Here is a 14,931-nt window from a genome sequence, read left to right as displayed (position 1 = left end):
ATAAGTCTGCGCCTTACCAGTCTCGCGTTCGCGCGGGGTGGATCACCGGCAGCGAGAGTTCTGGGCTAAGGCCTCTGAAATCCCTGCTTAACCTCGACTGATAAAAAGACGGCCACCTGCTTGTTGGGCGGGTATGAGCCGGAACGAACATGAAAGGATAAAAAATGTTCGCAGTCATCAAGACCGGCGGTAAGCAGTACCGTGTGGCGGCAAACGACGTGCTGACCATCGAGAAGCTTGAAGCAACCGCTGGCGACGCAATTGAATTCACCGAAGTCCTCGTAATCGGCGAAGGCGCCGACGCTGCGATTGGTGCTCCCTTCGTTAAGGGCGCTTCCGTCAAGGCCGAAGTGGTCGAGCACAACCGCGGCAAGAAGGTCATCGCCTTCAAGAAGCGCCGTCGTCAGAACTCGAAGCGTTCGCGCGGCCATCGCCAGCATCACACCGTTGTCCGCATCACGGACATCGTGGCTGCCAAGTAAGATCACGGGACTTAAGGTTTAAAGGAGAACACCAATGGCACACAAAAAAGCTGGCGGTTCATCGCGCAACGGTCGTGATTCCGAATCCAAGCGCCTTGGCGTGAAGAAGTTCGGTGGCGAAACCGTCATCGCAGGCAACATCATCGTGCGTCAGCGCGGTACGCAGTGGCATCCGGGCGCCAATGTCGGCCTCGGCAAGGACCACACCATTTTTGCGCTTACGGCCGGCAATGTGAACTACCGTACGAAGGCCAATGGCCGCGTGTACGTGTCTGTAATGCCGAAAGCGGAAGCAGCGGAATAAGCCGGTAGCGCTCTAAAACAGCCGGCGTCTCATCGACCCGGCTGAGCGTATCAGGTTCAGTCCAGAAAACAGGGGAGATGGGGCGCCATCTCCCCTTTTTTCTTGTCCAACGAAGGAGGACTGAACATGCAAGGCGAATTGTTGAGGGAAGGCCAATCGCGGTCTTTCAGGGAAGGCCAGCGGTCTCCCAAGGAACGGCTGAGGCCGGAGCCGTTAAGGACCGATTGCCCTGTCTTACTGTCGGAGCGGCTCGTCATGCGCGCGCCGCACGAAGAAGACATCGACGCCCTTGCCCATCTTGCCAACAACGCCAAAGTCGCCACCATGGTGTCGCGTATGCCGCACCCGTATACGGCCAATGATGCCGCCGACTTCGTGCGACGCACGAAAAACGGCGAGATTGGCAAGTGCGTCTATGCGATCACGAAAGCCGAAAATGGCGCCTTCATGGGGTGCTGCGGAGTTGAGCCGCATCTTGACGGGCGGACCGTCGAGATCGGTTACTGGCTAGGAGAACCTTACTGGAATCAAGGCTTTATGACTGAGGCGTGCCACGCCCTGGTCGATATGGTCTTTCGTACGAGGCAGGATGTCGATCAGATCGATGCTCGTTGCCGGGTGATGAACGTCGCTTCGCGGCGGGTCATCCAGAAGTGCGGCTTCCAGTTCCAGGGATCGGGCCTTGCGGCATCGCTGGCGCTCGGCAGTAACGTGCCGGTCGAGTGGTACAGGCTTGACCGCAAGACCTGGATGTCGCTGAGAAGCTGGGGGAGCGTCTTATGAACGCGATCAGTCTTCAAAGGCCCAGGAGCCAGTCGATGGCGCCCGGCTCGATGCCTGTCATTGCGACCGACCGGCTGGTTCTCCGGCCGCACCGGCTGAGCGATGCCGATGCGATCGCGGACACGTTGTCCGACTTCGCGGTGACCCGCATGCTCGCGCGTGTTCCTGCTCCTTACGACAAGCAGGACGCGCTCGACTGGCTGGTACCGGTGATGGCTGGCGGTATGCCCGACTGGCAGTTTGCGATCACGACTGGCGACGACGCCCATATCGGCGTCGTCGCGATCGAGCTTCGCCATGGTCTATGGCACCTCGGTTACTGGCTGAACCGTTTCTACTGGCGGCGCGGCTACATGAGCGAGGCGGTATCAGCTGTGTTGGAGCGTTTTTCGCGCCGCATGCCCGAGACCACGCTTCATTCCGGCGTGTTCGCCGACAACCCGGCCTCGCTGAAGCTGCAGGAGAAGCTCGGCTTCCGCATGACCGGTTGCAGCGAGATCTACAGCTTCGCACGCAACACCATGGTCACGCACGTCGAGACGATGCTGAAGCCGGGCGCGTTGCAACAGGCGAGGATTGCTTGAAGAAAGGAGAGGCGTCCCGAGGTGTTCGGGACGCCTGCCTATTCACCGTCGATCTCGACCCAGACGGGGAAGTGGTCGGAGCCGACCGAGTCGGTATCGATCTTTGCCGATTTCAAGCGGCCCACGAGGCCGCAGCTGACAAAGATGTAATCGAGATGCATGCGTTTGCCATGATCCTTGGGATCCATCCAGCTATAGCTGCCGGGCGGGTAAGCCTCCAACGTCGCAAGCGCGTCGACAGGCGTGCCGATGCGCGGGACGCGGCCGTAGTAGCCGTCCTTGGCGCCGGCAAGAATGCAGTATTCCGGCGACTCCGGCGTCATGTTGAAGTCGCCCATGATGAGGTAGTCCTCGGGCAACGGCGGATCATCGACGTCGACCTCTGCAGCGCCAGTGACGGAGCCGCCCTCGGAAACGAAGGCGTTGATGCGTTCGTTGAGGTGGGCGAGCTGGCGACTGCGCTCGTCGATGGAGACGTGATCGAGATGCACGGAGTAGACACGCAGCGCCCCCGCCGGCGTTTCGATCACGGCTTCAGTTGCGCCGCGCTGGAGATTGACCTTGGAGATCGTTCGGCTGCGCGGCAGAAGCAGCGTTCGGGTCGCGAGGATCGGCCAGCGCGAGAGTACCATGTTGCCGAATTGGAAGCGCGTTCCGCGTGGCGGCCAGCCATCGGAACCCTCTTCGATATGCAGGTCACAAGCCGGTCCATAGACCCAGAAATGGTTGGGAAAAAGCTCTGCAAGGTCGGCAACCATGTCGGCATAGTCGTTCCTGGCGAAGCCGCGAGTGACCTCCTGGAGCGCGATGATGTCAGCACCCTCGAGGCTCGCGGCGATTCGGTCGAGGTCGTAGATGCCATCAAGACCGAAGCCGTACTGTATGTTATAGCTCGCAAACTTCACGATAATCCTTTGACCTCCGATTGAACCGCCTATATCGAAAGCGGCAAGAGGGGCGATGAACAGCCACCGGACATGGAAGTAAAATGAAATTTCTCGACGAAGCAAAGGTCTATATCAAGTCTGGAGACGGCGGCGCGGGCAGCGTCTCGTTCCGACGCGAGAAATTCCTCGAATTCGGCGGCCCGGATGGCGGTGACGGCGGACGCGGCGGCGACGTCTGGGTCGAGGCAGTAAATGGCCTCAACACGCTGATCGATTTCCGCTACCAACAGCACTTCAAGGCCAAGGTCGGCACGCACGGGATGGGCAGGGACCGCACCGGCGCCAATGGCGACCACGTGACGCTGAAGGTGCCAGTCGGTACGCAGGTTTTCGAGGAAGACCAGGAAACACTGATCTGCGACCTCACCGAGGAAGGCCAACGCTTCCGGCTCGCTACCGGCGGCAACGGGGGCTTCGGAAACGCGCACTTCAAATCCTCGGTCAACCAGGCACCGGACTGGGCCAATCCCGGTCTTCCCGGTGAGGAAAAGACGATCTGGCTGCATCTGAAACTGATTGCAGATGCCGGTCTCGTCGGATTGCCGAATGCCGGCAAGTCTACGTTCCTTGCGGCTGTCACTCGCGCCCGGCCGAAGATCGCTAATTATCCCTTCACGACATTGCACCCGAACCTCGGCGTAGCGACGGTTGATGGCCAGGAGTTCATCCTTGCCGACATTCCGGGGTTGATTGAAGGCGCGCATGAAGGCGTCGGGATTGGGGACCGGTTCCTTGGTCACGTCGAGCGTACGCGTGTGCTGCTGCATCTTGTCTCCTCGCAGGAGGAGAAGGTTGGCAAGGCGTACACGACCGTGCGCCGTGAACTCGAGGCATACGGCGGTGATCTTGGCGACAAGCTGGAGATCGTTGCGCTTTCGCAGATCGATGTGCTTGATGATGCTACGCTGAAGAAGAAGACCAAGGAACTTGCCAAGGCCTGCGGCAGGACGCCGTTCCAGATTTCCGCAGCCACAGGCACGGGCATGACGGAAGTGCTGCGCGCCTTGCGGGACATCATCGTCGAGGCGAATGCCGGTACGGCCGAAAAACTCGCCAAGGCACCGAAGCTCCGCCACCGCGATATGGTGTCGGACGATGAAGGCGAGGCCAATGACGACGCGTAAGTCGCTCGAGCGCTATCGCCGCGCCGTCATCAAGATCGGCTCGGCCCTCCTCGTCGATCGCAAGACGGGCCTGAAGAAGGCGTGGCTCGACGCGATGTGCCGCGATATCGCAGCGCTGAAGGCCAAGGGCGTTGATGTCCTCGTCGTTTCCTCCGGTGCTATTGCACTCGGTCGCTCCGTCCTCGACCTGCCTTCGGGCGCCTTGAAGCTGGAGGAAAGCCAGGCGTCGGCGGCCGTCGGCCAGATCGCCTTGGCCCGCGCCTGGTCGGAAAGCCTGTCGCGGGACGAGATCGTTGCCGGTCAGATTCTTCTGACGCTCGGCGATACCGAAGAGCGCCGCCGCTATCTCAACGCGCGCGCCACTATCAACCAGCTTCTGAAGATTGGCGCGGTGCCGATCATCAATGAGAACGATACTGTTGCCACCAGCGAAATCCGCTACGGCGACAATGATCGCCTGGCCGCGCGTGTCGCGACGATGACCGGCGCTGATCTGCTCATTTTGCTGTCCGATATCGACGGGCTCTACACGGCACCGCCGCACCTTGATCCGCAGGCCGAGTTTCTCGCTACGATCGCTGAGATCACGCCTGAGATCGAAGCCATGGCTGGGGGCGCGGCATCCGAACTGTCGCGCGGCGGGATGCGCACCAAGATCGATGCCGGCAAGATCGCGACGACGGCTGGCTGTGCCATGATCATTGCGTCAGGCAAGACGGACAGCCCGCTTTCGGCAATCGAGAACGGGGCGCGGTCCTCTTGGTTTGCGCCCTCTGGGACGCCCGTAACAGCGCGAAAGACCTGGATTGCTGGTCAATTGCAGCCGGCGGGCGAACTTCACGTCGACGAGGGCGCCGTTGCGGCGCTCGGCGCCGGCAAGAGCCTGCTGCCAGCCGGCGTGCGCAAAGTGGTCGGGCTTTTCAGCCGCGGCGATACGGTGGCAATCGTTGGCCCGCACGGGCGCGAGATCGCGCGCGGGCTTGCCGGCTACGATGCCGAAGAGGCGCGGCAGATAACCGGTCGTAAGTCGGCGGAGATCGAGGCAATTCTCGGCTACGCGGGGCGAGCGGCAATGATCCATCGCGACGACATGGTGATGACGTCGCAGATCAGTTCGAAATCGGAAAGGCAGAAGAAGGACACAAGCTATGCTTGATACCGTTGCGCAGAGCCCTGACATTGACGCGCTGATGAATGACATCGGCCGCAAAGCCAAGGCCGCCGCGCGACCGTTGGGCTTTGCGTCCACTGAAGCCAAAAACAAGGCGCTGAACGCCATGGCGGATGCGATCCTCGCCAACAAGGATCATATCCTCGCCGAGAATGCCAAGGATCTGAAGGATGTCGCCGGTACGGATATGCTGGCCTCATTCGTTGACCGCCTGACGTTGACCGACAAGCGCATTGCCGAAATGGCCGACGGGATCCGCGCGATTGCGGCCCTCAAGGATCCGGTCGGCGAAGTGATCGCGGCCTGGGATCGGCCGAATGGTCTGAAGATCGAGCGCGTCCGCACGCCGCTCGGCGTCATCGGCGTGATTTTCGAGAGCCGCCCGAATGTGACTGCGGATGCTGGCGCCCTGTGCCTGAAGGCCGGCAACGCTGTCATTTTGCGGTGTGGTTCTGATTCCCGGCGTTCCTCGCAGGCAATCCATAGCTGCCTTGTGCAAGGCCTGAAGGTCGCAGGGCTTCCGGAGCATGCAATTCAGCTTGTGCCGGTAAGCGACCGGGCTGCCGTCGGCGCGATGTTACGCGGACTGGGTGGCGCGATCGACGTGATCGTTCCGCGCGGCGGCAAGAGCCTTGTTGCACGCGTTCAGAACGAGGCGAGAGTGCCGGTCTTCGCGCACCTTGAAGGGCTTTGCCATATCTACGTGGATGCCTCGGCCGACCTCGGCATGGCGAAGGAGATCGTCGTCAACGCAAAAATGCGGCGCACGGGTATTTGCGGTGCGGTGGAAACGATCCTCGTCGACAGCGCTGCGGCCAGTACCCATCTCCGCCCGCTGTTGGAGGCCCTCGCAGGCGCCACTTGCGAGATTCGCGGTTCTACTGCCGTCGTTCAAGCGATGCCCGGTGTGAGGGCCGCCACCGAGGAAGATTGGTCGACGGAATATCTGGATGCCATCGTTTCGGTTGCCGTTGTCGACGGCATCTCCGGTGCGATCCAGCATATCCAGACCTACTCCTCCAATCACACCGAGGCTGTTATTGCCGAGGATCCGGATGTGGTTGAGCGATTCTTCACCGAGGTTGATTCCGCAATCCTGCTGCACAATGCATCCACCCAGTTTGCCGATGGCGGCGAGTTCGGGATGGGGGCAGAGATCGGAATCGCCACGGGCAAGATGCATGCCCGCGGCCCCGTCGGCGTCGAGCAATTGACATCCTTCAAGTATCGGGTGCGCGGCACCGGACAAACCCGGCGCTGACGTGATCAACGACGAAATCGACCGACCTTATCTTCGCATGCCGCATACGGAGCGCGGCATGGTCGTCGGTCTTTTCGGCGGCTCCTTCAATCCGCCGCATGACGGCCATGCGCTGGTTGCCGAAATCGCGATCAAGCGGCTCGGCCTCGATCAGTTGTGGTGGATCGTTACACCGGGCAATCCCCTCAAGGACCGGCGCCAGTTGCTGCCGCTTTCCGAGCGGATTGCTTTGAGTGAGCGGCTTGCTCGGCATCCTTCGATCAAGATCACCGCATTCGAGCGTGATTTCGCGACGAGCTTCACGGCCAACACGTTGGCGCGCGTCAAGGCGCGAAATCCGCATGTCCATTTCATCTGGATCATGGGGGCTGATAGCCTGAAGACGTTCCATCTGTGGCAGCGCTGGCAGGACATCGTCAACACGTTTCCAATTGCCGTCATCGACCGGCCGGGTTCCACGCTGTCGTTCCTCTCGTCGAAGATGGCGCGGACGTTCGATTTCGCTCGTATTGACGAGGACGATTCTCAAGCCCTCTGGAAACGGCGCGCACCTGCCTGGACCTTCATACACGGTCCGCGCTCGGGCCTCAGCTCGACCGCTATCCGCGACGCCTTGAAATAGTTGGTTTTTTCGGGATCGAACAAACGAAAAGCCCGACGGGGGAGGAGATCCGTCGGGCTTCGTAAACTTGATCGACAACTGGGAGGAGGAGTGTTGCCGATCCATATCAAACGACTTTGGGAGGAGGAGGTCGTCGTTTGATGAGTGTGTTGTACCACATTTTCCGTGTTTTTAAAGCTAGTGTATTGCATTGCAGCAATGCGTAGAAGGCATATCTCTCGATCGAAGCCGCTTCTGTGATGCTCATTTCTTTTGCATTCTCAAGGATTTCGGCCAAGCCTCCGCGTTTTTGGCGCGCCCTCATGCGGAATTCCAGCTCTTTTAGTGGACGGTGGTGCCCAGCCATGCACTTCACGAATGTGTGAAGTGCTGCGATCAAGCAGAATGGTTATGCCCTGGAAAATATAACGGTAGCCAAGGCGCGGGCGACGTTATATTTCTCCGGATATTGCGAAACTCGGGGAGAGATCATGTACAGTCGCCGCCAATGGATCAACGTTGCCGCCGCTGCCATTTCGGCAGTTCTTTTGGGTGTTGCAGCAACGCCGGCAATCGCCGCGGAAAAGGTTACCGTTTTCGCGGCAGCCAGCCTGAAGAACGCCCTTGATGCGGCGAATGCCGCCTGGGCGAAGGAAGGCGGCAAGGAAGCGGTTGCGTCCTATGCTGCGAGTTCGGCGCTTGCCAAGCAGATTGAAGGCGGTGCGCCTGCCGACATCTTCATGTCGGCAGATCTGGACTGGATGGACTATCTCGCAAAGAAGAACCTGATCAAGGCTGACACTCGGTCAAATCTCCTCGGCAACAAGATTGTACTCGTCGCACCCAAGGACCATGCCAAACCGGTCGACATCAAGAAGGGCTTCGACCTTTCTGCTCTGCTCGGTGATGGCAAGCTCGCGATGGGCGAGGTCAAGTCCGTGCCTGCCGGCAAATACGGCAAAGCGGCGCTTGAGGCGCTCGGCGTGTGGCCTTCCGTTGAAGGCAAGGTAGCCGGGGCCGAGAGTGTTCGGGCGGCACTTGCTCTGGTCTCGCGCGGTGAGGCACCGTACGGCATTGTCTATCAGACCGACGCATCTGCGGATCCGGGCGTTGCGGTTGTTGGAACCTTCCCGGCGGATTCGCACCCGCCGATCATCTATCCGGTTGCTGTTCTCTCCGAGAGCAAGAACCCGGATGCCGCTGCTTACCTGGAATTCCTGAAGTCGGAAAAGGCAGCTCATTTCTTTACCGATCAAGGTTTCACCATCTTGAAATGATTGCGAATTTTCGCACGAGGACTTAGCGTGAGAAGGCCCGCCGAACGGGCCTTCTGTTTTTGGAGAAATGGCTTGAACGCACTCGGCCTGAGCGACGACGAATGGACGGCAATCTTGCTCAGCCTGCGCGTGTCAGTGGTCGCGATGCTGGCGAGCCTGCCATTCGGCATCGGAGTGGCCCTGTTGCTCGCGCGCGGGCGGTTCTGGGGCAAATCTGTTCTCAACGGTGTCGTTCATCTGCCGCTGATCCTGCCGCCGGTGGTCACGGGTTTCATCCTGCTGATCCTCTTCGGGCGACGCGGACCGATTGGCAGCGTCCTCGATCAATATTTCGGCATCGTCTTTTCGTTTCGTTGGACGGGTGCGGCACTTGCCTGCGCAGTCATGGCCTTTCCCCTGATGGTGCGCAGCATCCGGCTTTCTATCGAAGCGGTGGATCGAAAGCTGGAGGAGGCGGCCGGCACACTGGGCGCCAGCCCGTTCTGGGTCTTTTTGACCATAACGTTGCCGTTAACGCTGCCCGGAATCATTGCCGGAATGATCCTTTCCTTTGCCAAGGCAATGGGGGAATTCGGGGCAACAATCACCTTCGTTTCCAATATCCCGGGGGAAACACAGACGCTTTCAGCTGCGATCTATTCCTTCACGCAGGTTCCTGGCGGTGATGTCGGTGCTCTACGGCTGACACTTGTCGCAGTCGCCATCTCCATGGTCGCTTTGCTCGCGTCGGAGTTTCTATCGCGTATCGCCGGTCGGAGGATCGATCCGGAATGACGCTCGTTGTCAACGCAAAGCAGCGTCTTGGCACCTTTTCGCTCGATGCCGCTTTTACCTCGGAACGCGGGATCACCGCGCTGTTCGGCCGGTCCGGTTCCGGCAAGACGTCGATGATCCGCATCATCGCCGGGTTGGCACGGCCCGACAGAGGACAGGTCATCCTCGACGGGCAGACGATGACGGACACCGACCGGCGGATCTTCGTGGCGAAGCACCGCCGAAGGTTCGGGTATGTCTTTCAGGAAGCACGACTGTTTCCGCATCTCAATGTTCGTCACAATTTATCCTATGGCAAATGGTTCGCCCAAGCTGCCGGCTCGCCGGAGGACCTGGACCGCATTGTTGCGTTGCTCGGTATCGAAAGCCTGCTCGATCGCCGACCCGAAAAGCTTTCAGGTGGCGAAAAGCAGCGCGTGGCGATTGGCCGGGCTCTGCTCTCGGCTCCCCGTTTGCTGTTGATGGACGAGCCGCTGGCGGCGTTGGATGATGCCCGAAAGGCTGAGGTGATGCCCTATCTCGAGCGGTTGCGCGACGAGATGGACATTCCGATCGTCTATGTCAGCCATTCGATCGCCGAGGTAGCACGCCTCGCCAACCAGGTCGTGGTCATGCGGGACGGCAAGGTCGAGGCGGTCGGCTCAGCGGCAGATGTCCTTAGCCATCCGCCGGCCTCGTTCGAGCGGCGTGAGGCGGGTGCGCTTCTTGAGGGAAAGGTGGAGAGCGTTGACGAACGGCATCGCATTGCGACGATTGCCCTGAAATCGGCAAGACTTCACATCCCTGGAGCAATGCTGGTGCCGGGCAAGACCGTTCGGGTGCGAATCCCCGCGCGCGATGTGATGCTCGCAATGAAAAGGCCCGAAGCCTTGAGCGCGCTCAACGTGCTTGAAGGTCACGTTCAGGCCATGACCCAAGCCGACGACGCGACAATCGACGTGCTCGTTGATTGCGGCGGAGATCCCATCCTTTCCCGGATTACCAGCTTTTCGGCAGAGCGGCTGGGCCTGCGTGTCGGGGCGCCGGTTTTCGCTGTCATAAAGACGGTTGCTCTAGAGCCGTGATCAGCGGCTGTTTTGGGTGGATCGGTTGGCCTCCAGCCATGCCAGGTCATCCGCGAGGGTCGCCTTCATGACTTGTTCCATCTTTCGAAAGCGGGCAAGCAGTTCATCGCCAAATGGTGTCAGCGCCGCCCCGCCTCCCTTTTGCCCTCCCCTTTGCGATTCGACCACGGGCTCGAGGAACATCCTGTTCATGTCGCTCACCAATAGCCAGGCGCGACGATAAGACATGTCCATCGCCCTGCCGGCTGCGGAAATCGATCCTGTTTCCCTGATGTGCTCGAGCAATTCCATTTTGCCGCGCCCGAGCCGGTCTTCGTGGGGAAAGCTGATACGGAGGACTGGAGTAAGCGTGTTTATTGCGGAGCTTTTCATGGCAAGGGTCTTTGCGATCGGAAACGGACTTACTTTACGTATGGTCGGAAGCACTGTACACAGCCGGCCATATACAGTCTTCCATCCAAGGATGAGTTGTCGCGCCAAAGCGGATATTCACGCTTTGTGATTGTGCGCGTCTTGAAACATTAATGGTTTGGTGCCTATCTTAACTATGATTTGGTTGTCCAAATCAGTGATGTGCATGTTTTGTCATTCCGAGAAAGGGAAAGCACTGACAACAGTACACGCCAAGGGAAAAACGCTTGCCGTTGTCCCGAAGAGCCCGGAACGTGGCGCCGATGCTGCCGCCCGCGCCCTACACGCCGTCCTCACAAGCCTTGAGGACTCTAAAGCTGAAGATATCGTCACCATCGACATCGCTGGAAAATCGGCACTGGGAGACTTCATGGTCGTCGTCTCCGGGCGCTCGAGCAGGCATGTCATGGCGATCTCCGACCACTTGCTGACCGATCTGAAAGACGAGGGCCTTGGAAGCGCCCGCGTCGAGGGTCAGGAAGGCGGTGATTGGATCCTGATCGACACCGGCGATGTCATCGTCCATGTCTTCCGTCCAGAGATACGCGAGTTCTACAACATCGAAAAGATGTGGGCCGCGCCCGACATGGACGAAGAAACGGTGCACTAACAGGCTGCCTGGACGCTGCGTCTGGTGCCGGATAGACGGCAAGCAATTTAGGCCGGATGATTGGATCCGGCCAGGTGGCATATGTGCGCCGCCCTTTGCCGAATTGCAGGAGCGGATAATGCGTGTTGGTCTTTTTGCAGTGGGGCGGCTGAAGTCCGGCCCCGAGAAGGATCTTGCGGCCCGCTATTTCGATCGTTTTGCCAAGGCCGGTCCTGCTGTCGGCCTCGAATTCTCCCGCGTCGCCGAAGTTGCTGAAAGCCGCGCGTCGAATGCCGATACGCGCAAGCGTGACGAAGCGGCAATGCTGCAGAAGTCGCTGGCGGATGGGAGTATCCTCATCCTGTTGGACGAGCGGGGCAAGGCGCTGGACAGCGAAGGCTTTGCCAATCTCCTTGGAAACTATCGCGACCGGGGCAAACGTGACCTGATGATCGCCATCGGCGGTGCTGACGGTCTCGATCCGTCGCTGTATGATCTTGCCGATGCCACGCTTTGCCTCGGCAAGATGACCTGGCCGCATCAGCTGGTTCGTACTCTGATTGCTGAGCAGTTATATCGAGCCGTCACGATCCTTTCCGGCCATCCCTATCATCGCGTTTGATGGGTTCCGTTGCTCACGCGAGCGTGTCCATCCTGGGGCGCGCAAACCCTCAATCGATCTGGCAAAGAATGTCAAATCAGCTTAATCTCCGCGCGATTTGAAAGGGATCTCGAAGTTCATATGCCGACGCGTGTGTTCAAGCCAAAATACGTCATTTTGTCGGCCCTGGCCGCAGGCTTGAGCATGTCTCTGGCGGCAGTTGTAAGCCGCCCTTTCGCCGCCAGCGCCTTCGCACAAGATGCGCCGGAAGTTGCAGGGATGTCGCCGGGCGAGGCGCCTACTGTGGCAGGTGCAGCCGTTGCCCAGCCGCCACCGGATCCGGCGGCCGACCTCGCGAAGAAACGAGACGAGACGCGAGCCGAGCTTGATGCCTTGTCGAAGACGATAGGCCTCTCATCCGGCAAGGTTGCCGAGTTGGAGAAGAGCATCGCGGATCTGGACAAGAGCAGCGGCAGTGTTCGTCAGGCGCTGATCGATTCAGCGACGCGGCGCAAGGCGCTCGAGAAGCAGATTTTGGAGAGTGAGAAGAAGCTTGCCGATCTGGGCTTGAAGGAAGATACGGTTCGGCGTTCCCTGTATGAACGACGCGGCTTGCTGGCGGAGGTGCTAGGGGCCTTGCAGCGGATGGGTCGCAATCCGCCACCTGCCCTGCTCGTCACACCCGACGACGCGCTCGCCTCAGTGCGCAGCGCGATCCTGCTCGGCGCCGTGGTTCCCGGAATTCGAAAGGAGACAGACAAGCTCGCTGGCGATCTTGCTAACCTTTCTGCATTGCAAGCAGCAAGTGCTGCGGAAAAGTCAGCGCTCACCACGACGATGACGAACAACATCGAAGAAGAGCGCCGCATGGATCTGCTTCTTGCCGAAAACGAGAAGCTGAGCCGCAGCAGCGCCGCAGAACTGAACGCGGAGAAGAAGCACTCGGAAGATCTTGCCAGCAAGGCGACAAGCTTGGAGGGTCTGGTGGCGTCGATGGAAACCGAGATTGCATCGGTTCGGGAAGCGGCGGCTGCAGCTCGCCAGGCCGAGGAGAACCGCAAGCTCTTGACCGAGGAGCAGCGTGCCCAAGCCAAGGCGCTCGCGGAGAGCGGTGTGCCTGATAAAAACCGCATTGCGCCCGCATATCCCTTCGGAGAATTGAAGGCGAAGCTGGAATTGCCTGTGGCAGGCGATGCGCTCCGCCAGTTCGGCGATGCCGACGGAACCGGCCATGAGGCATTGGGAGTGACGCTTGCCACCAATCCGGAAACGGTGGTTACCGCTCCCGCAGATGGCCTTGTTGTCTATGCGGGCGCATTTCGCAGCTACGGCCAAATGATCATCCTAGACGTCGGCGACGGCTACCATCTCGTCCTCTCCGGCATGGAGACGATCAGCACGCGCCAGGGCAAATTCGTCTTCGCTGGCGAACCGCTTGCCGCAATGGGTGCAAAAAGAGTGGCGAGCGCGACTGCATTGGCGCTGGAAACCAACCGTCCAACGCTTTACATTGAATTTCGAAAAGATGGAAAACCGGTCGATTCCCGGCCTTGGTGGACCGCTAAAGACACTGGAAAGGCACGCAATGATTCGTAGGGCTTCTCTTGTTCTGGTCGGCGCATTGATGGGTGCGACCGCGATGAGCGTCATCTATTCGGCGGGCGTGCCTGCGGAAGCAGCTGGAGCCTCCACCTATAAGGAGCTTTCCGTTTTTGGTGACGTCTTTGAGCGCGTGCGCGCACAGTATGTGACGCCGCCGGCCGAGGACAAACTCATCGAAAATGCCATCAATGGCATGCTTTCCTCGCTGGATCCGCATTCGAGCTACATGAATGCCAAGGATGCGGCCGACATGCAGACCCAGACGAAGGGTGAATTCGGCGGCCTCGGCATCGAGGTCACGATGGAAGACGAGCTTGTCAAGGTCATCACCCCGATCGACGACACGCCTGCGGCAAAGGCCGGCGTTCTTGCTGGAGACTACATCTCCGAGATCGACGGTCAGTCGGTTCGTGGCCTGAAGCTGGAAGACGCTGTCGAAAAGATGCGCGGTCCGGTCAATACGCCGATCAAGCTGACGTTGATCCGCAAGGGTGCCGACAAGCCGATTGAACTGACGATCGTCCGAGACGTTGTCGCGGTTCAGGCCGTCAAGTCGCGCGTCGAGGATGATGTCGGTTATCTGCGCGTCATCTCCTTCACGGAAAAGACCTATCCCGACCTCGAGAAGGCTATCGAGAAGATCAAGAAGACGGTCCCGGCCGACAAGCTGAAGGGCTATGTGCTCGACCTTCGCCTGAACCCCGGCGGTCTGCTCGATCAGGCGATCCAGGTATCGGATGCGCTGCTGCAGCGTGGCGAGGTGGTGTCGACCCGCGGCCGCAATCCGGACGAAACCCGCCGCTTCAACGCTGGCCCGGGCGATCTGACGGACGGCAAGCCGGTGATCGTGCTCATCAACGGTGGTTCGGCGTCTGCTTCGGAAATCGTTGCGGGTGCGCTGCAGGACCTGCGTCGTGCGACGGTTCTCGGCACGCGTTCGTTCGGAAAGGGCTCGGTCCAGACGATCATCCCGCTCGGTGAAAACGGCGCGCTGCGCCTGACGACTGCGCTCTACTACACGCCGTCGGGCCGCTCCATCCAGGGCACCGGTATCACGCCTGATATCAAGGTCGAGGAGCCGCTGCCCGATGATCTGAAGGGCAAGATGGTCACCGAAGGCGAGTCCAGCCTGCGCGGGCACATCAAGGGTCAGAGCGAGACGGACGAAGGCTCCGGTTCGGTTGCCTATATTCCGCCGGATCCGAAGGACGACGTCCAGCTCAACTACGCGCTTGACCTGCTTCGCGGCAAGAAGACCGATCCGGCCTTCCCGCCGAATCCGGACAAGGCCGTCAGCGCCAAGTGATTGCAATTTGAGGCGTCAGGCTGGATGGTGTGTCCGGCCTGACGCCTTTT

At 59.9% G+C, this 14,931-nt stretch carries 17 protein-coding genes; 15 read left to right on the top strand and 2 right to left on the bottom strand.

Annotated elements, in window-relative coordinates:
• Positions 1 to 164: 164 nt before the first annotated feature.
• The 4 genes from rplU (at position 165) to FHT97_RS22745 (ending at position 2,153) form a co-directional block, all read left to right on the top strand.
• Positions 165 to 482, top strand: a complete 318-nt coding sequence (gene rplU / locus FHT97_RS22760; protein WP_007528566.1) for a 50S ribosomal protein L21 — start codon at positions 165 to 167, stop codon at positions 480 to 482.
• Between the two features lie 34 nt (positions 483 to 516).
• Positions 517 to 786: a 50S ribosomal protein L27 gene (gene rpmA / locus FHT97_RS22755; protein WP_018855954.1), complete on the top strand. Its 270-nt coding sequence runs from the start codon at positions 517 to 519 to the stop codon at positions 784 to 786.
• A 126-nt stretch (positions 787 to 912) separates the two neighbouring features.
• Positions 913 to 1,569 carry a GNAT family protein gene (locus FHT97_RS22750; protein WP_183864352.1) on the top strand — a complete coding sequence of 219 codons (657 nt, stop codon included), beginning with the start codon at positions 913 to 915 and terminating at the stop codon, positions 1,567 to 1,569.
• On the top strand, positions 1,566 to 2,153 hold the full coding sequence (locus FHT97_RS22745; protein ID WP_183864351.1) for a GNAT family N-acetyltransferase: 588 nt from the start codon (positions 1,566 to 1,568) through the stop codon (positions 2,151 to 2,153). Before FHT97_RS22750 ends, FHT97_RS22745 begins: the two co-directional genes overlap by 4 nt.
• A 38-nt stretch (positions 2,154 to 2,191) precedes the next feature.
• Here the strand turns inward: FHT97_RS22745 and FHT97_RS22740 are convergent, their stop codons facing one another.
• Positions 2,192 to 3,058, bottom strand: a complete 867-nt coding sequence (locus FHT97_RS22740) for an endonuclease/exonuclease/phosphatase family protein (protein WP_183864350.1) — start codon at positions 3,056 to 3,058, stop codon at positions 2,192 to 2,194.
• 83 nt (positions 3,059 to 3,141) lie between these two features.
• Between FHT97_RS22740 and obgE the strand changes: the two genes are divergently transcribed.
• The 7 genes from obgE (at position 3,142) to modC (ending at position 10,372) form a co-directional block, all read left to right on the top strand.
• Positions 3,142 to 4,224: a GTPase ObgE gene (gene obgE, locus FHT97_RS22735; RefSeq protein ID WP_183864349.1), complete on the top strand. Its 1,083-nt coding sequence runs from the start codon at positions 3,142 to 3,144 to the stop codon at positions 4,222 to 4,224.
• Positions 4,211 to 5,380 (top strand): glutamate 5-kinase, encoded by a 1,170-nt coding sequence (proB, locus tag FHT97_RS22730; RefSeq protein ID WP_183864348.1) that lies wholly within the window; start codon positions 4,211 to 4,213, stop codon positions 5,378 to 5,380. Before obgE ends, proB begins: the two co-directional genes overlap by 14 nt.
• Positions 5,373 to 6,656 carry a glutamate-5-semialdehyde dehydrogenase gene (locus tag FHT97_RS22725; protein WP_183864347.1) on the top strand — a complete coding sequence of 428 codons (1,284 nt, stop codon included), beginning with the start codon at positions 5,373 to 5,375 and terminating at the stop codon, positions 6,654 to 6,656. Before proB ends, FHT97_RS22725 begins: the two co-directional genes overlap by 8 nt.
• Before the next feature lie 37 nt (positions 6,657 to 6,693).
• On the top strand, positions 6,694 to 7,278 hold the full coding sequence (locus FHT97_RS22720; protein ID WP_210296766.1) for a nicotinate-nucleotide adenylyltransferase: 585 nt from the start codon (positions 6,694 to 6,696) through the stop codon (positions 7,276 to 7,278).
• 470 nt (positions 7,279 to 7,748) lie between these two features.
• A complete protein-coding gene (gene modA, locus FHT97_RS22715; protein ID WP_183864345.1) occupies positions 7,749 to 8,534 on the top strand; it encodes a molybdate ABC transporter substrate-binding protein in 786 nt (261 codons plus the stop codon).
• A 72-nt stretch (positions 8,535 to 8,606) separates the two neighbouring features.
• Positions 8,607 to 9,308 (top strand): molybdate ABC transporter permease subunit, encoded by a 702-nt coding sequence (gene modB, locus FHT97_RS22710; protein WP_183864344.1) that lies wholly within the window; start codon positions 8,607 to 8,609, stop codon positions 9,306 to 9,308.
• Positions 9,305 to 10,372: a molybdenum ABC transporter ATP-binding protein gene (gene modC / locus FHT97_RS22705; RefSeq protein WP_183864343.1), complete on the top strand. Its 1,068-nt coding sequence runs from the start codon at positions 9,305 to 9,307 to the stop codon at positions 10,370 to 10,372. Before modB ends, modC begins: the two co-directional genes overlap by 4 nt.
• Here the strand turns inward: modC and FHT97_RS22700 are convergent, their stop codons facing one another.
• Positions 10,373 to 10,744, bottom strand: coding sequence for a winged helix-turn-helix domain-containing protein (locus FHT97_RS22700; RefSeq protein WP_183755323.1), 372 nt, complete (start codon positions 10,742 to 10,744; stop codon positions 10,373 to 10,375). It abuts the gene before it with no gap.
• Between the two features lie 205 nt (positions 10,745 to 10,949).
• Here FHT97_RS22700 and rsfS point away from each other — a divergent pair, with 205 nt between their 5' ends.
• From rsfS to FHT97_RS22680, 4 genes are all read left to right on the top strand, one after another.
• The gene (gene rsfS / locus FHT97_RS22695) at positions 10,950 to 11,393 is read left to right on the top strand and encodes a ribosome silencing factor (RefSeq protein WP_016556777.1); all 444 of its coding nucleotides are present in this window, start codon (positions 10,950 to 10,952) and stop codon (positions 11,391 to 11,393) included.
• 118 nt (positions 11,394 to 11,511) lie between these two features.
• Entirely contained in the window at positions 11,512 to 11,994 is a 483-nt protein-coding gene (gene rlmH, locus FHT97_RS22690; protein WP_183864342.1) for a 23S rRNA (pseudouridine(1915)-N(3))-methyltransferase RlmH, read from the top strand.
• Positions 11,995 to 12,114: 120 nt separating this feature from the next.
• Positions 12,115 to 13,569: a murein hydrolase activator EnvC gene (locus FHT97_RS22685; RefSeq protein ID WP_183864341.1), complete on the top strand. Its 1,455-nt coding sequence runs from the start codon at positions 12,115 to 12,117 to the stop codon at positions 13,567 to 13,569.
• Positions 13,559 to 14,881, top strand: coding sequence for a S41 family peptidase (locus FHT97_RS22680; protein ID WP_183755017.1), 1,323 nt, complete (start codon positions 13,559 to 13,561; stop codon positions 14,879 to 14,881). Before FHT97_RS22685 ends, FHT97_RS22680 begins: the two co-directional genes overlap by 11 nt.
• The last annotated feature ends 50 nt before the right edge of the window (positions 14,882 to 14,931 follow it).

It is taken from the genome of Rhizobium sp. BK399 (assembly GCF_014194695.1).
Taxonomy (GTDB): domain Bacteria; phylum Pseudomonadota; class Alphaproteobacteria; order Rhizobiales; family Rhizobiaceae; genus Rhizobium.
The sequence above is the reverse complement of the archived record's forward strand: the minus strand, read 5'-3'. Positions and strand labels throughout refer to the sequence as shown.